The sequence below is a fragment of the Frigoribacterium sp. Leaf44 genome (genome assembly GCF_001421865.1).
In the GTDB taxonomy this organism is placed as follows: Bacteria; Actinomycetota; Actinomycetes; order Actinomycetales; family Microbacteriaceae; genus Frigoribacterium.
This window is the reverse complement of the sequence record NZ_LMLG01000001.1, coordinates 943,409-967,741: the sequence shown is the minus strand read 5'-3', so window position 1 is coordinate 967,741 and position 24,333 is coordinate 943,409. Positions and strand designations below refer to the sequence as shown.

Genomic DNA, 24,333 nt, shown 5'->3' with positions numbered 1-24,333 from the left:
GAGCCCGAGCCGCGGCGGGTCAGCCGACCTTGTGCAGCCAGACGACGGGGTTGCCCTCGCCGCTGTGACGGAACGGTTCGAGTTCGTCGTCCCAGGCCTGGCCGAGGGCGAGACGCAGCTCGCGGTGCAGCTCGAGGGTGTTCGACCCCGCGATCTCCATGGCGTAGCGGATGCGGTCCTCCGGGATGACCGTGTTGCCAGCCGTGTCGGTCTGTGCGAAGAAGACGCCGAGGTCGGGCGAGTGCATCCAGCGACCGCCGTCGTGGGACTCACCCGGGTCTTCGGTCACCTCGTAGCGCAGGTGCTCCCAGCCTCGCAGGGCGGAGGCGATGCGGGCGCCGGAGCCCTCGTCGCCCTGCCACGAGAACTCGGTGCGGCGGGCGCCGGGCAGCACCGGCTGGTCGACCCAGGCGAAGTTCACGCCGTGCCCGAGGGCACGACCGACGGCCCACTCGACGTGTGGGCACAGTGCACGAGGGGACGAGTGCACGTAGAGCACTCCCCGAGCGGTTGCAGCAGCCACGATTCCTCCATCTGGTTCAGGTGCGACTTCCCCATCGACCTGTCAGACGTGATTCGTGTGCGTTCTTCGATTGTGCGGGCCGGAGCCCGGTGGTACGCGGGACGGTGCCCGTTCTGTGAATTATGACCGACCGGGCTGGGAAATCACAACTGTGTAACACCTGCGAATGGCGCGGCGTCTCGCTGGACCCGGAGGCTCACTTCGCCTGCGAGTAGTCGTCCACGACGGCGACCGTCACCGGGAAGGCGACCGGGGCGTCGCCGAACAGCAGTCGACCGGCCTCGACCGCGCTCTCGGCGACCAGCGCGGCGACCTCGTCGGCGACGGCGGCCGGTGCGTGCACGACCACCTCGTCGTGCAGGAAGAACACGAAGTGGGGTGCCGGGACGCCGGCCCCCCACCTCTCGTGCAGGCGCCGGCGCAGGGCACCCATCCAACACAGGGCCCACTCGGCGGCGGTGCCCTGGACGACGAAGTTGCGGGTGAACCGCCCCCACGAGCGCGCGTCGCGATCGGCGGGCCGCACGCCCATCTCGGGAGGCAGTGCGCCCGCCCCGGCGCCCCCGGAAGCGGCCGGGTCGTCGGACGGACGCGGCGAACTCCGGCCGAGCAGGGTGTCGACGACTCCCCCGGCCTCACCCGTGCGGGCCGCCGACTCGACGAGTGCCATGGCGTCGGGGAACCGTCGGGCCAGGCGGGGCACGAGGCGGCCGCTCTCGCCCTGCGTCGCGCCGTACATCGCACCGAGCATCGCGACCTTGGCCTCGGCGCGGGTCGCGACGGCTCCGCTGGCGACGATGCCCTCGTAGAGGTCGCCCGATCCGGCCCGGGCCATCGAGCGGTCGCCCGACAACCCGGTCAGGATGCGCGGCTCGAGTTGCGAGGCGTCGGCGACCACGAGCTTCCAGCCCGGGTCGGCCACGACGGCGCCGCGGACGGCCCGGGGAAGCTGCAGCGCGCCTCCTCCGCTCGTGGCCCAGCGGCCGGTCACGACTCCGCCCGGCACGTAGTCGGGGCGGAAGCGCCCGCCGTGCACCCAGGCGTCGAGCCAGGCCCAGCCGTTGGCGACGAGCAGCCGTTGCATCTTCTTGTAGCGGAGCAGGGGGTCGATCGCGGGGTGCTCGTGCCGTTGGAGCTCCCATTGACGCGTCGACTGCACGAGCACCCCCGCCCGGTTCAGGGCCCTGATCAGCTCGGCCGGCGAGTCGGGGTTGAGGTCGGGCGCCTCGAGCGCCTGCCGCACCTCGTCGAGGGCGTCGCGCATGCGGGCCGGTCGCTCACCCGGGGTGGGCCTCGGCCCGAGGGCGGCGGTCAGCAGTTCGTCGTGCACCCGAGGCGACCACGGGATGCCCCGGTGGCGCATCTCGGCCGCGATCAACGCGCCGGTGGACTCGGCGGCGACGAGCAGCTCGAGTCGACCCCGGGTCGGAGAGGCCTCGACCGCGTCGCGCTGGGCGAGGAACTCGGCGGCCGGGTCCGGCAGCGAGTCGGGGACGACCTCGAAGAGGCCGTCGGACTCCCCCGGCGCCGCCTGGGGGACGTCCCACGGCCCGGGAGCCGCACCTCCGACCGGGAAGCCGGGGGCCGCCGTCGAGCGCCGCAGGATGGCGTGCACGAGCCGGAGGTCGACGCATCGGGCCACCGTGACCCCGGCGTCGAGGAGGCGCGGGTACCACCGCGGGGTGTCGTCCCAGACCCAGCGGGGCGAGGCCTCCCGCTCGAGGGCGGCCACGCGCCCCGGCAGGTCGGCCGCGGGGATGACGTCGACCCCTGCCGCCTCGAGTCGCCCCGACGCGCCGCGCTCGTACCGCGTCAGCTCGACGTCACCGTCGGGCAGTCGACGCAGCAGGAAGAACACCGCCTGATCATCCCACCCCGCGCCGACACCGTCGGCCGGCGCCTAGTGCAGCGGCTGCCCGGCGGTGTCGACGACGTTCTTCTCGCCTGCCTCGATCGGTGACGCGAACCGGTTCTGCGCCGGGGGGATCGGGCAGTTGAAGGCGTACGAGAAGGCGCAGGGCGGCAGCACGGCCCGGTTGAAGTCGAGAGTGATGGTGCCGTCGCCGTTCGGCGTCGGGAAGAGGAACCGCCCGACCGAGTACGTGCTGTCGCCGTTCGTCGCGTCGCCGAAGACGAGTTGCAACCGATCGCCGTCACCCGACGGGAACGCCGCGAGTTCGTGGGCGACCCCGTCGCGGGTGAAGCGGATGAGCCCGGGCAACGGCTTGGGCCGACTGAGCTCGAGGTCCGCCTGGTGGCGGATGTCGACCTGGGTGTCGGGCGCGGTCGGCACGAACTCGGCCGTGACGACCCAGTCGGGGTCGAACGGGAAGGCGTCGATCGAGCCGAACCCCGTGACGGCGTCCGACGCGGAGTCCCAGACGCGCAGGGCGTACCCGGTGTGGTCGTCGTTCGCGATCACCGTGCCGGTCGTGGTCTCGGAGAACCGGAGGCTGCTCGGGGCCGTCGCGTCGTCGCCCGCCACGATCACGGTGCCGTCGACCAGATCGCCGTCGACGTGGATGCCGTCCGCGGCGACCGCCGTCAGTGCCAACCCCGACACGCCCTGCGGGGTCGGCGCCCAACGGCCCGGCACGCCCCAGACGGTCTGCTCGAGGTCGACCCACTGCGTTCCGGTCAGGGCGAGCGGCCCCTGCGGCGACACCACACGGGTGCTCCGCAGGGCGTGGAATCGGTCGAGCTCGGCCTGCGCGGCGTCGTCGGGCGTTCGGGTGGTGTCGGCGGTGCTGTCGGTCATCGGTCCTCCTGGGGTCTGACGGTGGGCAACGCCGAGGAGGCGCGGTTCATGCCCCGACGGGCGGGACGTGGTCGAGACCGGCACCGCGCCTCCTCGTCCGGCGTCTCAGGGCTGCGGGTCGTCGCCGCCCACGGCGAGGCGTCGCAGCTGCTCGTCGAAGGGGACGACCGCGGCGAACGGGTCGTCGTGTGCGCCCTCGTGCCGGGCGACGAGCTCGGCGAACTCCCCCGCGGCCCGCGTCACGCGCTCGGGCAGCGTGGTCGAGGTGCCGTCGCCCTCTCCCCAGTCCTCGGACGCCGCGAACACCGAGGTGGGCACGACGACGGCCTGGAGGTAGGCGAACAGCGGTCGCACCGCGTACTCGAGGGCGAGCGAGTGACGGGCCGTGCCTCCGGTCGCCCCGATCAGCACGGGCGTGCCCGTGAGCGCCTTGTGGTCCATCACGTCGACGAACGACTTGAACAGGCCGCTGTACGAGGACGAGAAGACGGGCGTGACCGCGATCACGCCGTCGGCGCTCGTCACCTTCTCGAGCGCCTCGGCGAGGGCAGGAGGCGCGAAACCGGTGAGCATCGCGTCCGTCACCTCGTGCGCGAGGTCACGCAGCTCGACGACCTCGACCTCGACGAACGAGCCGCGGCCGACGAGGTCGCGCGTGGTGGCCTCGACCAGGCGGTCGGTCAACAGACGGGTGGACGAGGGCTGGCTCAGCCCCGCGGACAGGGCGACGATCTTCTTGGTGCTCATGGCGCGCCTCCTGCGTGTCTCAGCGGGCCGACGACGCGGTGAGCGCGTCGTGCGCGGTGGGTGCGGTCGAGGACTGCGATGCCCGGGTCGCGGCCTCGACGAGCGAGGCGTGCGTGGGGGCATCGGGCACGTCGGCCGGACGGTTCGCGGCGAACTCGCGACGCAGGACCGGTACGACCTCACTGCCGAGGATGTCGAGCTGCTCGAGGACCGTCTTCAGGGGCAGGCCGGCGTGGTCCATGAGGAAGAGCTGGCGCTGGTAGTCGCCGATGTAGTCGCGGAAGCCGAGGGTGCGGTCGATGACCTCCTGCGGGCTGCCGACGGTGAGCGGGGTCTGGCTCGTGAAGTCCTCCATCGAGGGGCCGTGGCCGTAGACCGGGGCGTTGTCGAAGTAGGGACGGAAGGTGCGCTTGGCGTCCTGCGAGTTCTTGGCCAGGAAGACCTGACCGCCGAGACCGACGATCGCCTGGTCGGCACGCCCGTGGCCGTGGTGCTCGAAGCGGCTGCGGTAGAGCTCGACCATCTGCTTCGTGTGCGAGGCGGGCCAGAAGATGTGGTTGGCGAAGAATCCGTCGCCGTAGTACGCGGCCTGCTCGGCGATCTCGGGGCTGCGGATCGAGCCGTGCCAGACGAAGGGCGCGACGCCGTCGAGCGGACGCGGGGTCGACGTGAAGCCCTGCAGCGGGGTGCGGAAGTGACCCTTCCAGTCGACGACGTCCTCGCGCCAGAGACGGTGCAGCAGGGCGTAGTTCTCGATCGCCAGGTTGATGCCCTGGCGGATGTCCTTGCCGAACCAGGGGTAGACCGGGCCCGTGTTGCCGCGGCCGAGCGTGAGGTCGACGCGGCCGCCGGCGAGGTGCTGCAGCAGCGCGAAGTCCTCGGCGATCTTCACCGGGTCGTTCGTGGTGATGAGGGTCGTGGCCGTGCTGAGCACGATGCGCTCGGTCTGCGCGGCGATGTAGGCGAGGAGGGTCGTCGGGCTCGAGTTCACGAAGGGCGGGTTGTGGTGCTCGCCCGCGGCGTAGACGTCGAGGCCGACCTCTTCCGCCTTCTTCGCGATGGTGACCATCGCCCTGAGGCGCTCGCCCTCGGTCGGGGTGGCACCGGTGGTGGGGTCGGTCGTGATGTCGCCGACGCTGAAGATTCCGAACTGCATTGCTCCACCTTAGAACATCTGCATGCGTTTGCATGCACTTCGGTGAACCGGAGGGTGGGGCGTGGCATTCCCGGACCGTGCGACCGACACCGGGAACGTGTCGCGGCCGACGTGGCCTCGACCTCGACCTCGACCTCCACCTCGACCTCGGCGAGCGGCGTGCGACGTGCGACGTGTCGGCAACTCAGGGCTGGTGCTGCACCGCCGAAGCCAGGGCCCGGAAACACGGGGCCGCCGAGGAACGACGCAGCAGGGGGCAGGAGTTGCCGACCACGCGGCGGGGTGGCCGAAGCCACCGCGGCAGGACGTCGTGCGAGAAGCGCGGCACTCTCGGCGACAGCACGCGCGGTGGCGGGCGGTCGCTGCCGGGCGGCGGTTCAGGCGAGGGGGGCGAGGCGCAGCCAGCGCTCCGCGACCTGGGCCCGCGAGACGGGCCCGTCGCCGTCACGGTCGATCTGGGGCGAGTCGAACTCGACCCACCAGGTGCGGGCCGAGCCGCCGATGGCCGACACTCCCTGCCAGGCGCTGCCGCCGGCCCGGACCACGATGCCGGTCGGGCCGTACGGGAACGGCGTGGCCGGGTCCTCGTCCGAGTCGAGCACGTACACCTGCGCACCCACGCCCATGCGCGCCGGACCGGATCGACCGTCGCCGTCGGAGGAATCGCCGCCCCAGGCGTCGGGTTCGGGTTCCGGCTGTCGGGGCCGTTTGGTGAACATGGACGACATCGTGCCACGCACGACGCGCGCCGGGCGACGACGCGGCCGCGCTCACAGCAGGCCCGGAGGCCGCGGCTCGCCGGGACACGAAGGACCGCGCCCGGAGACCCTGTAGGGCGGACGGGACTTGAACCCGTGACCGATCGATTATGAGTCGACTGCTCTAACCGGCTGAGCTACCGCCCCTCGCGACGGCCACCGGTGCGAGCCGGGGCCGGCCGGGGCGGAGCCGCGGTCGACCGTCAGTGCGCGCGGTCGGACGCCGCGTCGGTGGAGGGAACCACCGGCTGACCACGATACAGGCTCTCGAACACGCTGAGCGTGCGCTCGATGTCGTGCCCCTCGATCATCTTCAGGCTGGCCCGGCGCATGGCGAGGTACTCGTCGTCGGGTGCGGTCAGCACCGTCGTGAGCTTGTCGGCGAGGTCGCGGCTGTCGCCCGGACGGAAGAGGTAGCCGTTCTCGCCCTCGTCGACCAGGTGCGGCAGAGCCATCGCGTCGGCCACGACGATCGGCAGCCCGGACGCCATCGCCTCGAGGCTGGCGATGCTCTGCAACTCGGCGATCGAGGGCATCGCGAACACGGTCGACTCGGTGAGCGTGTGGCGCAACTCGTCGTCGGACAGATAGCCCGCGAAGGTGACCACGTCGGCCAGCCCCAGGTCGCGACTGGTCGTCTGGAGCTGCTTGAACAGATCTCCCCCGCCCACGATCGTCAAGGTGGCGCCGAGCGCCGGGTCGAGGAGGGTCATCGCCTTGAGCAGTACGTCGATCTGCTTCTCGGCCGTGACCCGGCCGACGAAGACGATGCGGTTCGTCTCGGGGCGGGTGTCGAGTGCCGTGTAGTGGCCGGCCTCGATGCCGCACGAGACGGCGAGCACACCGGTGACCGAGACCGACTTCTCGAGGAAGGTCGCGGCCTTCTGTGTGGGTGTCGTGATGGCCGCGGCCTTGCGGAAGGTCTTGCTCGCGTCGTTCCACGCCATCTGGGTCGCCTTGGCGCGCAGCCCCTTGGGCAGTCCGGTGTGCTCGAGCAGGTTCTCGGGCATGAAGTGGTTCGTCGCGACGATGCGCACGCCCCGGCGCTCGGCCACCTGCGCCACGCCCCGACCCATCACGATGTGCGACTGGATGTGCACGACGTCGGGGTGGATCTCGTCGAAGATCTTCTCGGCGTGCTCTTGCACGCGCCACGGGGTCGCGAAGCGCAGCCAGTCGTGCAGCGGCCAGCGGGTGGAGTAGAGCCGGTGGACGGTCAACGTGACGCCGCCGTGCTGCTCGAGGAAGGTGCCGTGGTGGCGGCTGGCCGCCGGCACCATGAGGTGCACGTCGTGGCCGCGCTGAGCGAGCCCCACGGCGAGCCGCTCGGTGAAGTTGGCGGCGCCGTTGACGTCGGGCGGGAACGTGTCGCCCGCGATCAGGACGGTCAGCCGGTCGGACGACCCCGAGGAGGCGCGGGTCGCGGCGTCAGCCGACGTCGCGTCGTCGGGTCGGCCGGGTTCCGAGGGCGTCGGGGCAGGTGTCACGGGTCGTGGCGTCCTTCTCGTGCTCGGTGAGGTGTGCGTCGCGTCAGGCATCCGAACGGTCGTGAGATCGACGGACGAGACGACCCCACGCTAGCTCAGGCTCGGGTCTGGGGATGGTATTTGGCGAGCTGGAACACGCCGTAGACCGCGATCGCGGCCGCGACGACGAAGAAGACCCCGGCGATCGCGGGGGCGTTCTGTGCCTCGCCGAGCACGACGATGCCGATGCCGACCGCGATGAGCGGGTCGACGACGGTGAGGCCGGCGATGACGAGGTCGGGCGGGCCGGACGAGTAGGCGTTCTGGACGAAGTACCCGCCGAGCAGACCCGCGGCGAGCAGGAAGACGATGCAGACGATCGTCAACCAGTCGAAGTTGCCGGCGAAGACCCGGTTGAGGACGACCTTGGCGAGGGTCGCGACGAAGCCGTAGAGCACGCCCGCCGCGATGATGTAGAACAGCGCGCTGCGACGACGGCGCAACAGGGCGAAGGCGACGCCCAGCACGGAGCCGACGACGGCGAGGATCACGAGGACGGTGACGAGCTGCCGCGTGGTGATCTCGGGCTCGATGGCCGTGAAGGCCGCCACGGTGACGAAGAGCCCGACCCCGCCGACGCAGAACAGGATCGCCCGCTTGGCGCGGCGGTCGAGTCGTCGACCGGTGGACCGCGAGTTGAGGATCGCCGTGATCACCAGTGCGACCGCGCCGAGCGGCTGCACCACGAGCAACGGCGCGATGCGCAGGCTGGTCAACTGGAACAGGATGGCGAGGCCGAGCATCAGCGTGCCCAGCACCCACGAGGGGCGGCCGACCAGGGCGAGCACCTGACGGACGTTCATGCCGCTCTTGGCCGCACCGATCCGCCGCTCGACCTTCGCGACGCCCTGGTGTTGCAGCTGCGCGCCGATCGAGAGGAACACCGCACCGATCAGGGCGATGGGGATGCCGAGCGCCTGATAGGGGGTCAGGGATACCTGCTGGGTGAGCTCCCCGATGTCCGTCGTCACGGCGTCCACGCTAGCGCCGTGGCGCTGGATAGTCTGGACGAATGGCCGTTCGACCCATTTCCATCACGGGTGACCCCGTGCTCCACTCCCCCGCCTCCGAGGTGACCGTCGTCGACGACGATCTGCGCACGCTCGTCGCGGACATGTTCGAGACGATGGACGCCGCCCCGGGCGTCGGCCTCGCGGGCCCTCAGGTGGGCGTCGGCAAGCGCCTGTTCGTCTACTCGTGGACCGACGACGACGGCGAGCTGTGGCGGGGCGTCGCGATCAACCCGACGCTGTGGCAGAGCCCGCTCTCGATCGAGCCGCTCGACGACGACTCCGAGTCCGAGGGGTGCCTGTCGGTGCCGGGTGAGAGGTTCCCGCTGCGCCGCGCCGACGGCGTCGTGCTACGGGCCACCGACCTCGACGGCGACGAGGTCGAGATCGAGGCCTGGGGCTGGCTCGCCCGCATCTTCCAGCACGAGTACGACCACCTCGACGGCATCCTGTACGCGGACCGGCTCGAGCACCCGTTCCACAAGGCGGCCGCCAAGGCCGTCCGCAAGAAGGGCTGGGGCCAGCCGGGCAGCACCTGGCTGCCGGGAGTCGACCACCTCGAGGACTGACCTCGGACCGAGCCGCCCCTGGACGAAGGAGGCGCGTCCTGCGAACCGCAGGACGCGCCTCCTTCGCGTTCGGCCCGGGACGGACCGGGCATGAAGAACGGCCCAGGACGGACCGGGCAAGAGAAAAGGCCCAGAGGGTGGAGCCTCTGGGCCTTCGCTCCCCGAGTTGGACTCGAACCAACAACCTGCCGGTTAACAGCCGGCTGCTCTGCCAATTGAGCTATCGAGGAATGGCAACCGCCCCGGACTTTCGTCCGTGACAGCGGAGACAACACTAGCAAAGATCTGAGGCCCCGACGGACCACGGTGGTGACGCGGCGCGTCGGACGTCCGCGACCGCGACGTCAGTACCCGTCGTGCGGGTCGACGACCCCGATGAAGTCGCCGTCGCCGAGGAAGGCCCGCACGTTGTGGCGAATGCGCTCGGCCAGCAGCGGGGCCGTCATCTCGGGGGTGTCCGCCTGGTGCGGCGTGACGATGACGCGCGGTTCGCCGAAGAGCGGGTGGCCGTCGGGGAGCGGCTCGGGCGTCGTGACGTCGACCCCGGCTCCCCAGAGACGCTCCGCCCTGACCGCCTCGACGAGGGAGTCCGTGTCGACCAGGCTGCCCCGGGCGACGTTCACGAGCACGGCCGTCTGGGGCAGCAGGGCGAGCCGACGGGCGTCGAGAAGGCCCGACGTGCCGGGCGTGGCCGCAGCGGCGAGGACGAGGACGTCGGCGGTGGGCAGCACCTCGTCGAGGCGTTCGACGGGGAGCGTGCGGTCGGCCCCGGGCACGGGCTCGCTCGACCGGCGCACGATCGTCACGCGCACGTCGAACGGGGTCATGAGGCGCATCAGCTCGATCGCGATGCCGCCGGCACCGACGACGACGACGTGCCGGCCGTAGAGCGAGCGGCCCTGCTGTTCGGTGGCCCAGGACGTCGCGCGCACGCGCTGGGGCACGACCCTCAGCAACGACAGCACCAGCATGAGGGCGTGTTCGGCCACGGGCTCGGCGAACGCCCCCTTGGCGCTGGTCCAGAGCGGCAGCACGCGGTCGGCCCGTGCGGCGATGACCTCGGCGAAGGCGTCGACCCCGGCGTAGGGCAGCTGCACCCACTCGACGCCCGGGTTCTCGTCGAGGGCCCTCGCGAGGCCGTCGGGGTCACGGTACGAGAGCCAGACGAGGCCGCGGGTGTCCGGGCCGAGCGGGACGACGTCCGCTCCCCCGGCACGCACGGCGTCGACGAAGACCGGGGTCGGACGGGGGGCCACCGAGACGGCCCCCGGGGTCGGACGACGCCCCGGCGCGAGGACGGGACCCGGGGTGACGACCGCGCGGTGGCCGCGCGCGCCTCCCGGGCTGGTCACGACGGCGGCGTCCGCCGAGGCGAGGGCGGCGTCCGCCGTGGCAGGACCCGAGGCCGGCTCGATGGTCACGGTGCCTGCTCGCCGCGGGGCTCGGCGTCGGGATCGAGCGGACGCCCGGACTCGCGTTCTTCGGGGCGGATGATGTCGATGGGCGTGGTCTGCGAGAGGACCTTTACGTAGGGGTCGATGCCGGTCCGGAGCACGTCGTCGATGTCGCCCAGCCCGACCAGGCGACCGCCCCTCATGACGGCGACGCGGTCGGTGATCGCCCGCGCCTCGGCCACCGACGAGGTGACCACGAGAGCCGAGAACTGACGCCCCTCGTGCAGGTTCTTGATCACGTCGAGGACGGCCTGGCGGACGAGCACGTCCACCCCGCGAGCGGGCTCGTCGGCGATCAGGAGGGGCGGCTCGAGGACGAGGCTGCGAGCCAGGGCGACACGCTGCCGCTGACCCGAACTGAGCTCCCAGGTCTGCTTGAGCATGGTGCCGAGCGGCAGGTGCACGCCGTCGACGAGCGTGGCGACGATGCGTCCGGCCTCGGTGCGGTCGAACTTCCGGTCGCGCAGGTAGATGGGTTCAGCGATGGCCTCGCCGACGGTCAGGTCGGGGCTGAGCCGTTCGCCGTCGTCCTGCGCCAGATAGCCGACCATGGCCGAGAGCCGGTCGCGTCGCCGGCCCGACAGCTTGCCGACGTCCTGGCCGAAGACGCGCGCGGTGCCACCGACCAGACGGGGTCGCCCCTCGTCGACGCGTCCCGTGCCGGTCAGCCCGGCCAGGGCCATCGCGAGCGTCGACTTGCCCGAGCCGCTCTCGCCGAGCACGGCGACGATCTCGCCCGGCTCGACCCGCAGGGTCACCCCGTCGACGGCCCGCACGGCCGGGTGGCCCGCCCGCGCCGGGTAGAGCAGCGACAGGTCGTCGGTGACGACCGGCTGGTCGAGGTCGAGCTCGCGGCCCGGCACCGTCAGGCCACCCCGCCGGTCGTGGTTCCGAGGGCGGCGTCGCCCGCCGCGCGGCGGTCCAGGGCGGCCAGGCGCTCACGACGAGACGCCTGCTCGATCGGATCGGGCACCGGCAACGACGCCAGCAGGCGTTGCGTGTAGGGGTGCTCGGGTGCGCCGAGGACCTGGTCGTTCGGACCGCTCTCGATCAGGTCGCCGTGGAACAGCACGCCGATCCGGTCGGCCAGCATGTTGACGACGGCGAGGTCGTGGCTGATGAACAACGCGGCGAAGCCCAGCTGCGCCTGCAACTCGGTGAAGAGCTCGAGCACGCGGGCCTGCACCGACACGTCGAGGGCGCTGGTGGGCTCGTCCGCGATCAGCAACGTCGGGTCGAGGGCGAGCGACCGGGCGAGGCTCGCCCGCTGACGCTGCCCGCCGCTGAGCTCGTGGGGGTAGCGGTCGGCGAACGACTTCGGCAGCTGCACCGCCTCGAGCAGTTCGTCGACGCGCGGACGGGCGGCCCGGGCGTCCTTCGCACGGCCGTGCACGATGAGCGGCTCGGCCACGCACTCGGCGATGGTCAGCAACGGGTTGAAGCTCGACGCGGGGTCCTGGAAGACGAAGCCGATGTCGGCGCGCTTCGGCTTGAAGTCGCGCTCGTGCACCCCGTTCATCTCGATGCCGAGCACCTCGAGCGACCCCCCGGTGACCTTCGTCAGCCCGGCGATGGCCCGTCCGATCGTCGTCTTGCCCGAACCGCTCTCGCCGACCAGGCCGAGGACCTCGCCGCGGGCGATGGTGAAGTCGACTCCCTTGACGGCCCGGAAGCCGCCGCGGCCGAGGCGACCGGGGTACTCGATCTCGAGTCCCCGGGCACGAACGACGACCTCGCTGTCGGCGGGCTGCTCCTGTTGCGTGTGACCGCGGGCCTCGAGCTTCGGGACCGAGCCGAGCAGGCGCTTGGTGTAGTCGTCCTGCGGGTTCGCGAACAGCTCGACGGCCGGGGCCTGCTCGACGACCTTGCCGAGGTACATGACGGCGACGCGGTCGGCGAGGTCGGCGACGACGCCCATGTTGTGCGTGATCAGCACGATGGCCGTGCCGAACTCGTCGCGGCAGCGACGCAGCAGGTCGAGGATCTCGGCCTGCACGGTCACGTCGAGGGCCGTGGTCGGCTCGTCCGCGACGATCACCGACGGGTCGAGGACGAGCGCCATCGCGATGACCACGCGCTGCTTCTGCCCGCCCGAGAACTGGTGCGGGTAGTAGTCGACGCGGGTCTCGGGGTCGGGGATGCCCACGCGACGCAGGATGTCGATCGCCTTGACCCGCGCCTCCTTGCGTCCGACCTTGCCGTGGGCCCGGAGGCCCTCGGCGATCTGCCAACCCACCGTGTAGACGGGGTTGAGTGCGGTCGACGGCTCTTGGAAGACCATGGCCACGTCGGTGCCGCGCAGCTCGCGGACCTTCTTGGGGCCGACCTCGAGGACGTTCTGCCCCGAGAGCAGCACCGCTCCGGTGGCGACCGCCGTCTCGGGCAACAGGCCGAGGATCGTCTTGGCGGTGACGGTCTTGCCGCTGCCCGACTCGCCGACGATCGCCAGCACCTCGCCCGCGCGGACGTCGAGCGTCACGCCCTGCACGGCGGCGACATCACCGCCGTCCGTCGCGAAGGTGACCTCGAGGTCGGTGATGCCGACGGCAACGGGGCGCTCGTCGCGCGGGGCCGCCGGTCGGCCGGTCGTGGTCGTGTCGGCGCTCATGCGGTCACCTCGTCGTTCGTCGTGGTCGGTGCCTGCTCGGCACCGCGGCCGGCCTTCGTCTTGCGCTTCGCGCGACGGCGGGTCCGGAGGCGCGGGTCGGCCAGGTCGTTCAGGCTCTCGCCCATCAGCGTGATGCCGAGCACCATCAGCACGATCGCCGCACCGGGGAACACGCCGGTCCACCAGATGCCGCTGGCCGTGTCGGACAGAGCACGGTTCAGGTCGTAGCCCCACTCGGCCGCCGCGGTCGGGCCGATGCCGAAGCCGAGGAAGCCGAGGGCCGCCAGGGTCAGGATCGCCTCGGACGCGTTCAGCGTGAGGATCAGGGGCAGGCTGCGCGTGGCGTTGCGCAGGACGTGCTTGAACATGATGCGGCCCGTGCTGCTGCCGTTCACCTTGGCCGACTCGACGAACGCCTCGGCCTTGAGCCTCGTGGCCTCGGCACGGACGACCCGGAAGTACTGCGGGACGTAGACCACGGTGATCGAGATGCCCGCCGAGACGATGCCACCCCAGAGGCTGGACTGGCCCCCGCTGATGACGATCGAGACGACGATGGCGAGCAACAGCGACGGGAACGCGTAGACCGCGTCGGCGATGACGACGAGCACCCGGTCGAGCCACCCGCCGAGGTAGCCCGAGATCAGGCCGAGCGTCACGCCGATCGTGATCGACAGCACGACGGCCACGATGACCACGGCCACGGCGGTGCGGGTGCCCCACATGACGCGGCTGAACACGTCGTAGCCGCCGACCGTGGTGCCCCACAGGTGCTCGGCCGAGGGCGGCGCCTGGCGCGGGAAGGCCTCGGTGGCACCGCGCAGCTGGCCGAAGCCGTAGGGCGCGATGAGCGGGGCGAAGATCGCCAGCAGCACGAACACGGCGACGATGACGACGCCGGTCAGCAACATGCCGCGCTGCAGTCCCACCGAGCGGCGGATCTGGGCGACGACGGGAAGGCGCTTGTAGAGGGGTTCGCGGCGATCGGCCGCGACGGCTGCATCGGTCATGGTCAGTACCTCACGCGGGGGTCGATCAGGGCGGCGATCACGTCGACCACGAAGTTGGTCACGGCGACGATGACGGCGAGCACGGCGACGATGCCCTGCACGGCGATGAAGTCGCGGGCCGACAGGTACTGCTGCAACTGGAAGCCGAGTCCCCGCCAGCCGAAGGTCGTCTCGGTGAGCACCGAGCCGCCGAGCAGCATCGCGATCTGGAGGCCCATGACGGTGATGATCGGGATGAGGGCGGGCTTGAGCGCGTGCGCCCGGACGAGCCGGAACTCGCTGACGCCCCGCGAGCGGGCCGCGTCGACGTACTCGGACCCGAGCGTGCCGATGACGTTGGTGCGCACGAGTCGCAGGAAGATGCCGGCGGTCAGGACGCCGAGCGCGAGGGCGGGCAGCACGGCGTGCGAGAGGACGTCGACGATGATCGTCGAGTTGCCGGTGCGCAGGGCGTCGACGATGTAGATGCCCGTGGGGTGGTCGATGCGCCCCAGGGCGATGGCGACCCGAGTGCTGGCACGACCGCCGAGGGGCAGCCAGCCGAGCCAGACCGAGAAGGTGAGCTTGAGCAGCAGGCCGGCGAAGAACACCGGGGTGGCGTAGGCGAGGATCGCGAGCACGCGGAGGATCGCGTCGGGCCAACGGTCACGGACGTAGGCGGCGAGCATGCCGAGCGGGATGCCCAGCACGAGCGCGACGATCAGCGCGTAGAAGACGAGCTCGATGGTGGCGCTGCCGTACTGGAGCAGGATGCCGCTGATCTCGCGGTTGTCGGTCGCGGTGGTGCCGAAGTCGCCCCGGACGATCTGGCCGAGGTACTCGAGGTACTGGACGATCACGGGGCGGTCGTAGCCGGCGGCGGCGAGACGCTCTTGCAGCTGCGCCTCGGTGAGTCGGCCGCCGACGGAGGCGGTGATCGGGTTGCCGACCACGCGCATCAGGAAGAACACGAGCGTGACGAGGATGAACACGGTGGGCACGATCAGGATCGCGCGGATCACGATGTAGCGTCCGAGGCCGCCGCCCCCGGAACTTCGGGACTTCCCGGGGCTGGAGGTGGGCGGCGCCGTGAGGGAGCCGTCGGTGATCAGGGTCACGTCGTTGGGCCTTTCGATGGTGTGGTGCCGGTCGCAGGCCGGAGGGGGCGCCCCGCGGTGTCGCGGGTCGCCCCCTCGGCGTACGGCCGTGGTGCGGAGTCCCCCGGCCCCCGAGCCCGACCGGCGTACCGGCGGGGCTCAGGAGACGAGGCGGCGCGTCAGCGGCTCAGCGCACCGTAACGGAACTTGAACGACGCGTCGAGCGTGTCGTCCACGCCCTTGACGTCGGACTGCGAGACGACGACCTGCGTGCCCTGCAAGAGCGGCAGCGTGGGCAGGTCGGCCGCGACGGCGTCCTGGATCTGGCCGATGGTCGCCTCGCGGGCCGAGGCGTCCTGCTCACCGATCTCCTGCGTCAGCAGACCCTGGACGGTCGGGCTGTCGTAGTGGTTGCCGACGAAGTTGTCCGCGCTGAAGAACGGCGTCAGGTAGTTGTCGGCGTCCGAGAAGTCGGGGAACCAACCCAGCTGGTACACGGGGTAGGCGTCCTCGCGGCGCTCGGTGCTGTAGGTGTCCCACAGGGTCGACTGCAGGTTCACGGTGAACAGGCCGCTCGCCTCGAGCTGCGACTTGATCAGGGCGTACTCTTCGTCGCTCGACGCCCCGTAGTGGTCGGGGCTGTACTGCAGGTCGATCGACACCGGGGTGCTGACGCCGGCGGCCGACAGGGCCGCGGCGGCCTTGTCGACGTCGGGGCCGCCCTGGCCGTCGCCGTAGAGGCTCTCGAGGGGCTTGGTCGCACCGGTCAGGCCGTCGGGGACGACCGAGTAGAGCGGCGTGTAGGTGTCGTTGTAGACGTCCTTGGCGAGGGCGGCACGGTCGACCGTGTCTGCCACGGACTGACGGACGGCCAGGGCCTTGGCCGGGTCGGCGTCGGGCTGCGTGGCGCCGTAGGGCATGGTGTTGAAGTTGAACACCAGGTAGCGGATCTCGCCGCCGGGGCCGTTGTGCACCGTGAGCGCGTCGTCCTTGGCCAGATCGGCCAGGTCGGTCGGGCTCAGGCTGCGGTTCGCGACGTCGACGTCGCCGTTCTGGACGGCGAGCTTCAGGTCGGTCTCTTCGGTGTAGTACGTCGCCGTGACCGAGTCGGTCTTCGGAGCACCGAGCACGCCGTCGTAGGCGTCGTTCGCCGCGTAGGCGATCGTCTCGTTCTGCGAGTAGTCGGTGATCGTGTACTGACCCGAGAAGGCGTTGCCCTTGACGATGTCGTCGGCGTCGGTCAGCCCGGTGGCCGAGAAGACGTCCTCGTCGACGATCGGGCCGGCGGGGCTCGAGAGCACCTGGGGCCAGGTCTGGTCGGCCGACTTGAGCGTGAAGACGACGGTCGTGTCGTCCGGCGCGTCGGTGCTGGCCAGGTTGCCGAGCAACGACGACGGGCCGTTGGGGTCAGCGATGGCCAGCTGGCGGTCGAAGCTGAACTTGACGTCGCTCGAGGTGAGCGCGTTGCCGTTCGCGAAGGTCAGTCCGTCCTTCAGCGTGACCGTGTACTCGGTCGGGCTGGTGAAGTCGGCGGACTCGGCCAGGTCGGGCTCGACGTCGGGGCTGCCGTACGGGGCGTTCGTCAGGAAGCCGAACACCTGGTTCTGGACGGCGAACGAGCCGTTGTCGTACGAACCGGCCGGGTCGAGCGACGTGATGACGTCGGTCGTGCCGATGCTGAGACCGTCGAGGGCGTCGGTCGCGTCACCACCGGAGGCGCAGCCCGAGAGGACGAGTGCGGTGGCAGCGGCGCCACCGACGACGGCGAGGGCGCGTCGGGCGAGCGTGGAGTCGGATGTCATATCCGGTTACCTCTTTCTCTGTGTGCAAGGGGCCCCGGGCCGTGCTGTGGACGCGGCCGTTTCAGGGAACGTCCATTGGTAACACACACGTGAGCCTGAGACGGGCTCATCGCGCAACTGTTTACAGGCCCGCAACGAACCCTTGCCAACTGGTCGTCTCGGGGCCGGCGGCGCATCCTCGCGATGTATGCGCGTTCAGGCCCGCGCACCACATGACGGCCGCCGACCTCACTCTTGTCGGACGGACCGGCGCTCGGCCTCGACCGCGGCGATCCTCACCTGGATCTCGCGCCAGCGTTCGGGTTCGGTCTTCATGTCGGTGCGGAACGACTGCCCGAGCAGTTCGGACTTCTCGCGGATCAGGTCGCGTTCGACGATCGAGACGACGATGCCCCGACAGTAGGTCGTGATCTCGCGCCCCTCGCGCTCGGGGATCGGGGCGACGGCGAGCTCTTTGGCGAGGGTGTCGAACGGCGACGGGGTCTGGCCGAGCACGACGTCGAGCCAGTCGGCCGAGTCGAAGCGGTCGAGGCTCGCCCCGATCGCGTCGCGGACGACCGCCAGGGCGCTGTTCTCGATGCGCGCCCGGGCCGCACGCTGCATGAGCTCGAAGCCGACCGTCGCCGGGTGCTGGAGCATCGCCATGAGCGCGTCGCGCTCGGTGCGGGTCGTCAGGTCGGCCGGCAGCGTCAACAGGCTCGGGCCGGCCGGCTCTTCGGGCACCGGGGGCAGGCTCGTGATCGACTGCCGACCGTCCGAGACGCTCTGCGGCTGTGACCGTTCGAGCGCGTTCTGCGCCGAGGAGGCGCGACCCGCGTCGTCGACGGACCGCGCCACGTCCGCCGGGTCGAGCCCCAGCCAACCCGCCAGCGACCGCACGTACCCCTGCGTCATCGACCGGTCACGGATGCCGGCCACCACCGGGGAGGCCGCCCGGAGCGCCGACACCCGGCCCTCGACGGTCTCGAGGTCGTGCCCGTCGATCAGTCGCCGGATCATGAACTCGAACATCGGCCGCTTGGTCGAGATGAGGCGGCGCACGGCGTCGTCGCCGCGGTTCAGCCTCAGGTCGCACGGGTCGAGCCCGTCGGGTGCGACGGCGACGAAGGTCTGTGCGGCGAACCGCTGCTCTTCGGCGAACGCGCGGGACGCCGCCTTCTGGCCCGCCTCGTCGGGGTCGAAGGTGAAGACGACCTCGCCGCCGGTCGACGTGTCGGCCCCGCTGACGTCGCCGAGCATGGGACGCAGCACCTTGATGTGGTCGACGCCGAACGAGGTGCCGCAGGTCGCCACGGCCGTCGTGACCCCGGCCAGGTGGCAGGCCATGACGTCGGTGTAGCCCTCGACGATGACGACCTGCTTGCCTTTCGAGATGTCCCGGCGGGCGAGGTCGAGCCCGTAGAGCACCTGGGACTTGTGGTAGATCGGCGTCTCGGGGGTGTTGAGGTACTTCGGCCCCTTGTCGTCCTCGAGCAACCGACGGGCGCCGAACCCGATGGTCGACCCCGTGACGTCGCGGATCGGCCAGACCAGCCGCCCCCGGAAGCGGTCGTAGGGGCTGCGGTCGCCCTGGCTCAACAGCCCCGCGGTGACGAGTTCTTCGTCGCGGTAGCCGAGCCCCTTGAGGTGCGACCGCAGGGCGTCGAACGACTTGGGGGCGAAGCCGACGCCGAACCGCTCGGCCGCGGCCGGATCGAAACCCCGCTCGCCGAGGAACCGCCGGGCGGGCTCGGCGTCGGCGGCCGTCAGGTGGTCCACGAAGAACTCTCGAGCCGCCTCGTTCGCCGAGATCAGCCGCGCCCGGTTGCCGTGGTCGCTGGCCTGACCGCCGTCTTCGTAGTGCAGCTCGAAGCCGATGCGCGCGGCCATGCGCTCGACCGCCTCTTGGAAGGTCGTGTGGTCGGTCTTCATCACGAAGCTGAAGACGTCGCCGTCCTCACCGCAGCCGAAGCAGTGGTACCGACCCACCTGGGGCCGCACGTGGAAGCTCGGGCTGCGCTCGTCGTGGAACGGGCAGAGGCCCTTGAGCGACCCCACGCCCGCGCCCTTGAGCGTGACGTGGTCGCCCACGATGTCGGCGATGTTGGTGCGCGACCGGACCTCGTCGATGTCGTTGCGTTTGATCAGGCCGGGCACGTGTCGATTCTAGATCGCGCCACCGACCGCACCGACCCCGGGAGGGCCGACCGCGGGAGGACGAGGAGGCGCGGCGCGGCTGGGGAGGACCCGCGCCTCCTCGGGGGTCGCCTCAGCGGCCGGCGGTCAGCCGGTCGTGCCAGGCTGTGGCGCTCTGGTCGGTCAGGGAGGCGACCTGGTCGACCACGACGCGACGCCTCGCGGCGTCGTCGTCGGCCGAGGCCCAGTCGGCCGCGAACCCCCGGTCGAGTTCGGAAGGGCCCGCCTGCCAGAGGGCGTCGGCGAGGCCGGTGAGCACCTCGCGCTGCCGCAGGTAGATCGGCTGCCGGTCGTCGCTCGTCATGACGAACGCCGCGACGATGCCCTTGAGCACGGCGATCTCGCCGATCACGTCGGGGGCCACGACGACCGAGGCACCGAAGCGCATCAGGGCGTCACCGGGATACGAGTCGCGGGTCGCCTGCGTGGCCGAGCCGGCGAACCGGCCGATCAGCTGGCTGGTGAGGTTCTTGAGGCGGGCCTGCGCGAACCGGCTGCCGTCGTACGACTCGAGCCAGAACGGCAGTGCCTGCAACCGGTCGAAGGCCTCGGTCAGCTCGTCGCGGCTGAGCTCGCCGCCGACCCACGCGTGCATGGCCGTGACGAGCGAGTCGTGGTCGACCCGGGCCCCCAGGGCCGCGACGTCGACGTACCCGTTGACGACGGCGTCCTCGAAGTCGTGCACGGAGTACGCGATGTCGTCGCTGAGGTCCATCACCTGGGCCTCGACGCACCGTCGTCGACGCGGAGCGCCCCGGCGCAGCCACTCGAAGGCGGCCGTGTCGTCGTCGTAGAAGCCGAACTTCATGCGACCGCCCGGGTCGGGGATGCCCTGCGCTGCCGGCCACGGGTACTTGCAACTGGCGTCGAGGCTCGCGCGGGTCAGGTTCAACCCGAAACTCCGCCCGGTCGCGTCGATCACCTTGGGTTCGATGCGGGTCAGCAGCCGAAGGGTCTGCGCGTTGCCCTCGAAGCCCCCGATGTCGGACGACCACTCGTTCAGGGCTCGCTCACCGTTGTGCCCGAACGGCGGGTGCCCGAGGTCGTGCGCGAGGCAGGCCGTGTCGACGACGTCGGGGTCGAGGCCGAGGCTCGTCGCGAGCTCACGGCCGACCTGCGCGACCTCGAGCGAGTGCGTCAACCGGTTGCGGGCGAAGTCGAGGCCGGCGGTCGGGCTGAGCACCTGCGTCTTCGCCGCCAGGCGGCGCAGCGCGCTCGAGTGCAGCAGACGGGCCCGATCGCGGGCGAAGTCGCTGCGCCGGTTGGAGTGCTGCTCGGGCAACCAGCGCTCGGAGTCGGCGGGGTCGTACCCGGGGGCAGCACTCAGCAGGGCTTCGGTGGACACCGGGGCCTCTCGGTCGGGACGGGAAGGGATGTCGGGGACGGGCGTGCCTAGCCGCCGCTGTGGTGCAGCTCGGCGGCGGCGAGCTCGGCCTTGAAGGCATCGTCGAGGTCGCGGCTCTCGAGCCACCGGTCGGGAAGAGCAGGACGTTTGGGGCTGCCTGCGCGACCCCGCGGCCCCTCGGCCGCCTCGCCGGGGTACTGCTCGTCGGGGTCCATCGTGGCGAGCAGGTCGTCGATCTGCTGCAGCGAGTCGGCCAGGGCGAGAGCCGCCCGGACCTCGCCGCCCACGGGGTAACCCTTGAAGTACCAGGCGACGTGCTTGCGCATGTCACGGCAGGCCCGCCCCTCGTCGCCCGACCAGAACTCGACCATGAGCTCGGCGTGACGCCGGAAGGCCCGACCCACCTCGCCGAGGGTCGGCTCGGCCTTCAGGTCTTCGCCGCGGAAGGCCGCGGCGAGGTCACCGAACAGCCATGGGCGGCCGAGGCAGCCCCGGCCGACGACCACACCGTCGCAGCCGGTCTCGTCGACCATGCGCAGGGCGTCGGCCGCCGACCAGATGTCGCCGTTGCCGAGGACCGGCACGTGGGTGATCGTCTGCTTCAGGGTCGCGATGGCCGACCAGTCGGCCGTGCCCGAGTAGAAGTCGGCCGCCGTGCGCGCGTGCAACGCGATGCTCGCCACACCCGCGCCCTGCGCGGCTCGACCGGCCTCGAGGTAGGTGAGGTGGTCGTCGTCGATGCCCTTGCGCATCTTGACGGTCACCGGGATGTCACCGGCGGCCTTGACCGCACCCTCGACGATCTCGCGGAAGAGGCCGATCTTCCAGGGGAGGGCCGAGCCGCCGCCCTTGCGGGTGACCTTGGGGACCGGGCAGCCGAAGTTGAGGTCGATGTGGTCGGCGCGGTCCTCGGCGACGAGCATGGTGACCGCCTCGGCCACCGTGTTGGGCTCGACGCCGTAGAGCTGGATGCTGCGGGGGGTCTCGGACTCGTGGTGCTGGATGAGGCGCATCGACTCGGGTGTGCGCTCGACGAGCGCCCGACTCGTGATCATCTCGCTCACGTAGAGACCGGCGCCGTACTCGCGACACAGGCGGCGGTAGGCCGTGTTGGTGATGCCTGCCATGGGGGCGAGCACGACGGGCGAGGCCACGTCGATCGGTCCGATCGAGAGGCCGCGCGAGGGCAGGGTGGTGGTGGTGGACATCGTTACGATTCTCCCATGAGCGACGGCGGGCTGACGAGTGGTGTGGACGACGCGGACGTCGGGGGTGCCGGGGGCGCCCCGAGGTCGGTCGACGGCACGGGGCGGGTGCGCACGGACGCCGCCGCCCGCGGTCTCGCCGTCGAGATCGTGGCGCGTCCTGCGGCCGACTCGCTCGAGGCCGCTGCCGCGCTGCTCGGACTGCAGTCCTCCGACATCGTCAAGAGCCTCGTCGTCAAGCGACACGACGGGTCGTTCCTGTTCGCGCTCGTCCCGGGCGACCGGCAGATTTCGTGGGCGAAGCTCCGAGCGGTCGTCGGCGTCAACAAGCTGTCGATGCCGAGCGCCGACGTCGCCCTCGAGGTCACCGGGTACGAACGGGGCACGATCACTCCCCTGGGCAGCTCGACAGCCTGGCCGGTGGTCGCGGACTCCCGCATCGTGGGGAGGCGCGTCGCCCTGGGTGCCGGAGCCCACGGCTTCAGCGCCTTCGTCGACGCCGACGACCTGGTCGCCGGGTACGACGCGACCGTGGCCGACATCAGCGACTGACGCCGCGCCTCCCGGGCTCGTCGTCCGAGGTCCGGTCGACGGACGTGTCGGCGATGCCGGGCGGGACGACGAGGCAGGAGTCCCCCTCGCAGGCGGCGGCGTCCGGTGAGCCGAGCATGGTGAACGTCGTGGTCGGCGTATCGACCTCGACCCCGACGGGTTCTCTCATCGGGCCACCTCGGAGGCGACCTGCTCGAGGGCCTGGACGAAGGTCTCGGGAGCCTGGGCGCCCGAGATGCCGTACTTGCCGTCGAGGACGAAGAACGGGACTCCGGTGATGCCGAAGGCCTGCGCCTGGGCCTGGTCGGCCCGCACGTCGTCGAGGTGACGCCCGGTCTCGAGTGCCTCGCGCGCCTCCTGCTCGTCCAGGCCGACCTCGCCGGCCAGCGCGACGAGATCGTCGACGCGGCCCACGTGGCGGCCCTCCTCGAAGTAGGCGTGGAGCAGGCGTTCCTTCATCTCGGTCTGACGACCGTTCGCCTTGGCGAAGTGCAGGAGCTCGTGCGCCTTGACCGTGTTGGTGTGCTGCAGGTGCTCGAAGTCGTAGGCGAGGCCGACTTCGGACGCGATGCCGGCCACGGTGTCGAGCATCCCGCGGACCTGGTCGGCGGGCATGCCCTTGTGCTTCGAGAGGAAGTCGACCTCGTCGCCCTCGAAGTCGACCGGGGTGTCGGGAGAGAGCTCGAACGAGTGGTACTCGACCTCGACGGGGCCGCCGAAGCGTCGCACGGCCTCCTCGAACTTGCGCTTGCCGATGAAGCACCAGGGGCAGGCGATGTCGGACCAGATGTCGACCTTGACGGTCGCGGACGGGGTGGCGGAGTCTGCGGTCACGGCAGGCCCAACTCGTGCCAGGCCCTCCCCATTCCCCGCGCCCACGGCACTCCCATCGCCCCGTCGCGCCTCGCCCTCACCCGCCTCACCCTGTCGGCAACTCCTGCCCCCTGCGTCGGCCCGGTGGCGCGAGCCGCCAGTTCCTGCGGCCTCGGGGCCCGAGCACTCGCGGGAGGCAGGAGTTGCCGACACGTGACGCCGGTCTCGGGCCGCCCGCCGTGGTGATCAGGGCCTCGATCGCAGCCGACGTGCGGGCCCACAGGTCACGCACCATGATCGTCCCCGCCCGGAACGGAACATGTCCGTCGAGGGCGATGTCGGCGTCCTTGAGGCGGTCCCGGTCGAAGCGGCTCTCGTGGTGCACGCGGCCGTCGGTCTCGAGACCGACGACACCGTCGACGAGCATGTCGAGGATCTTGCCCGTGGTGCCGACGGGCACCTGTCGCACGACGTGGTGCCCGGCCCGACGGAGCCTCGTCCCGGCCGTCGACTCGAGGATGCTCTCGGCTCCCCCGTCGCTCCAGGCCACCAGCCCAGCAGCGTCGGCGCGTTTCCGCGCCAGGACCTCGGCGGCGTCCTCGTCGTCGGTCACGATGCCGACGCTCCGTGCCCAGTCGAGCAAGATGACCGCGTCCTCGAGGGACTCCGCTTCGACCACCGCGCGGGCGAGGGCGTCTCGCGGGTCCACCGCCCAGGTCGAGCCACGGGACCCGAGCTCGACGGAGTCCCAGACGATGCGGACGCCCCGTCGCCGTCGGAGGCGGGATGCGGTCTCGGGCACCGAGACCGTGATCGGCGGACGTCGCCACGACCACGCCCCGAGCTGGTGCAGGGCGGCGGCACCGGTGAGGCGTCCCCCCACCGCGACGGCCACGAAACGCGGATCATGGCGCGGCCACGTCGAGTACCAGCCGCGTCGCGGGCGACGGACCGCGCGGGAGCGGACGGCGACGGTCAGATGGCGGTCCGTCGCACCCAGCGCGACGAGATCACGCTTGTGCAGCAAGCCACCGGCGTCGGAGACGAGTTCGGAGATCGTGGTCATGCCCCACAGCGTCCCGAGCGGTGCCCGTCGGCCGTGGGCAGTACGGGCGGCCTGGGGACGGCGGCCTCGCCCGGGAACCCTGGGGGCGAGTCCTCGTCGCACGGAGCGCCGGTCGGGCGCGGGCAACTCCTGCCTCGTGCGTCGTCGACGGACGACACGCCGCGTGCTGGGGTCAGGTCG

General features: G+C 71.3%; 22 protein-coding genes and 2 tRNA genes. 2 read left to right on the top strand and 22 right to left on the bottom strand.

Going from position 1 to position 24,333, the window contains the following annotated elements:
- Positions 1-19: 19 nt before the first annotated feature.
- From ASE87_RS04450 to ASE87_RS04410, 9 genes are all read right to left on the bottom strand, one after another.
- On the bottom strand, positions 20-523 hold the full coding sequence (locus ASE87_RS04450; RefSeq protein ID WP_056226237.1) for a DUF3145 domain-containing protein: 504 nt from the start codon (positions 521-523) through the stop codon (positions 20-22).
- A 196-nt stretch (positions 524-719) separates the two neighbouring features.
- Positions 720-2,381, bottom strand: a complete 1,662-nt coding sequence (locus tag ASE87_RS04445; RefSeq protein ID WP_056226233.1) for a bifunctional 3'-5' exonuclease/DNA polymerase — start codon at positions 2,379-2,381, stop codon at positions 720-722.
- A 42-nt stretch (positions 2,382-2,423) separates the two neighbouring features.
- Positions 2,424-3,281, bottom strand: coding sequence for a DUF1684 domain-containing protein (locus ASE87_RS04440; protein ID WP_056226231.1), 858 nt, complete (start codon positions 3,279-3,281; stop codon positions 2,424-2,426).
- A gap of 105 nt (positions 3,282-3,386) precedes the next feature.
- Positions 3,387-4,028, bottom strand: coding sequence for an FMN reductase (locus ASE87_RS04435; protein ID WP_056226228.1), 642 nt, complete (start codon positions 4,026-4,028; stop codon positions 3,387-3,389).
- 19 nt (positions 4,029-4,047) lie between these two features.
- Entirely contained in the window at positions 4,048-5,184 is a 1,137-nt protein-coding gene (locus ASE87_RS04430) for an LLM class flavin-dependent oxidoreductase (protein WP_056226225.1), read from the bottom strand.
- 377 nt (positions 5,185-5,561) lie between these two features.
- Positions 5,562-5,903, bottom strand: a complete 342-nt coding sequence (locus ASE87_RS04425; RefSeq protein ID WP_137847083.1) for a hypothetical protein — start codon at positions 5,901-5,903, stop codon at positions 5,562-5,564.
- Between the two features lie 112 nt (positions 5,904-6,015).
- A tRNA-Ile gene (locus ASE87_RS04420) sits at positions 6,016-6,089 on the bottom strand.
- A 56-nt stretch (positions 6,090-6,145) separates the two neighbouring features.
- Entirely contained in the window at positions 6,146-7,429 is a 1,284-nt protein-coding gene (locus ASE87_RS04415; RefSeq protein WP_056226220.1) for a glycosyltransferase, read from the bottom strand.
- Between the two features lie 95 nt (positions 7,430-7,524).
- Positions 7,525-8,439: a DMT family transporter gene (locus tag ASE87_RS04410; protein WP_043592833.1), complete on the bottom strand. Its 915-nt coding sequence runs from the start codon at positions 8,437-8,439 to the stop codon at positions 7,525-7,527.
- Positions 8,440-8,480: 41 nt separating this feature from the next.
- Here ASE87_RS04410 and def point away from each other — a divergent pair, with 41 nt between their 5' ends.
- Positions 8,481-9,047, top strand: coding sequence for a peptide deformylase (gene def, locus ASE87_RS04405; protein ID WP_056226216.1), 567 nt, complete (start codon positions 8,481-8,483; stop codon positions 9,045-9,047).
- A 157-nt stretch (positions 9,048-9,204) separates the two neighbouring features.
- On the opposite strand, the gene ASE87_RS04400 is transcribed toward def, so the two are convergent.
- From ASE87_RS04400 to dusB, 10 genes are all read right to left on the bottom strand, one after another.
- Positions 9,205-9,277 (bottom strand) — tRNA-Asn (locus ASE87_RS04400).
- Positions 9,278-9,391: 114 nt separating this feature from the next.
- Complete coding sequence (locus tag ASE87_RS04395) at positions 9,392-10,303, bottom strand: NAD(P)-dependent oxidoreductase (protein ID WP_235472221.1); 912 nt, start codon at positions 10,301-10,303, stop codon at positions 9,392-9,394.
- A gap of 161 nt (positions 10,304-10,464) precedes the next feature.
- Positions 10,465-11,364 carry an ATP-binding cassette domain-containing protein gene (locus ASE87_RS04390; protein ID WP_082452288.1) on the bottom strand — a complete coding sequence of 300 codons (900 nt, stop codon included), beginning with the start codon at positions 11,362-11,364 and terminating at the stop codon, positions 10,465-10,467.
- A 2-nt stretch (positions 11,365-11,366) separates the two neighbouring features.
- Entirely contained in the window at positions 11,367-13,109 is a 1,743-nt protein-coding gene (locus ASE87_RS04385) for an ABC transporter ATP-binding protein (RefSeq protein ID WP_082452287.1), read from the bottom strand.
- On the bottom strand, positions 13,106-14,119 hold the full coding sequence (locus tag ASE87_RS04380) for an ABC transporter permease (RefSeq protein ID WP_043592591.1): 1,014 nt from the start codon (positions 14,117-14,119) through the stop codon (positions 13,106-13,108). The genes ASE87_RS04385 and ASE87_RS04380 overlap by 4 nt, the downstream gene beginning before the upstream one ends.
- Before the next feature lie 2 nt (positions 14,120-14,121).
- Positions 14,122-15,216, bottom strand: a complete 1,095-nt coding sequence (locus tag ASE87_RS04375) for an ABC transporter permease (RefSeq protein WP_043592590.1) — start codon at positions 15,214-15,216, stop codon at positions 14,122-14,124.
- A gap of 158 nt (positions 15,217-15,374) precedes the next feature.
- Positions 15,375-16,997 carry an ABC transporter substrate-binding protein gene (locus ASE87_RS04370; protein ID WP_043592588.1) on the bottom strand — a complete coding sequence of 541 codons (1,623 nt, stop codon included), beginning with the start codon at positions 16,995-16,997 and terminating at the stop codon, positions 15,375-15,377.
- Positions 16,998-17,225: 228 nt separating this feature from the next.
- Positions 17,226-19,133, bottom strand: a complete 1,908-nt coding sequence (dnaG, locus tag ASE87_RS04365; RefSeq protein WP_056226213.1) for a DNA primase — start codon at positions 19,131-19,133, stop codon at positions 17,226-17,228.
- Positions 19,134-19,245: 112 nt separating this feature from the next.
- Positions 19,246-20,517 (bottom strand): deoxyguanosinetriphosphate triphosphohydrolase, encoded by a 1,272-nt coding sequence (locus tag ASE87_RS04360; protein WP_235472191.1) that lies wholly within the window; start codon positions 20,515-20,517, stop codon positions 19,246-19,248.
- Between the two features lie 47 nt (positions 20,518-20,564).
- Complete coding sequence (gene dusB, locus ASE87_RS04355) at positions 20,565-21,725, bottom strand: tRNA dihydrouridine synthase DusB (protein ID WP_056226210.1); 1,161 nt, start codon at positions 21,723-21,725, stop codon at positions 20,565-20,567.
- A gap of 15 nt (positions 21,726-21,740) precedes the next feature.
- On the opposite strand from dusB, the gene ASE87_RS04350 reads away from it, so the two are divergent.
- Complete coding sequence (locus tag ASE87_RS04350; RefSeq protein WP_082452286.1) at positions 21,741-22,274, top strand: aminoacyl-tRNA deacylase; 534 nt, start codon at positions 21,741-21,743, stop codon at positions 22,272-22,274.
- Here ASE87_RS04350 and ASE87_RS04345 read toward each other — a convergent pair.
- The 3 genes from ASE87_RS04345 to ASE87_RS04335 all read right to left on the bottom strand — a co-directional run bounded on the left by ASE87_RS04345 (position 22,264) and on the right by ASE87_RS04335 (position 24,153).
- Complete coding sequence (locus ASE87_RS04345; RefSeq protein ID WP_043592583.1) at positions 22,264-22,443, bottom strand: hypothetical protein; 180 nt, start codon at positions 22,441-22,443, stop codon at positions 22,264-22,266. The genes ASE87_RS04350 and ASE87_RS04345 overlap by 11 nt on opposite strands.
- Positions 22,440-23,108 carry a DsbA family protein gene (locus ASE87_RS04340; RefSeq protein WP_055972433.1) on the bottom strand — a complete coding sequence of 223 codons (669 nt, stop codon included), beginning with the start codon at positions 23,106-23,108 and terminating at the stop codon, positions 22,440-22,442. Before ASE87_RS04340 ends, ASE87_RS04345 begins: the two co-directional genes overlap by 4 nt.
- Positions 23,109-23,193: 85 nt before the next feature.
- Positions 23,194-24,153, bottom strand: coding sequence for a hypothetical protein (locus ASE87_RS04335; protein WP_056226207.1), 960 nt, complete (start codon positions 24,151-24,153; stop codon positions 23,194-23,196).
- Positions 24,154-24,333: the final 180 nt, after the last annotated feature.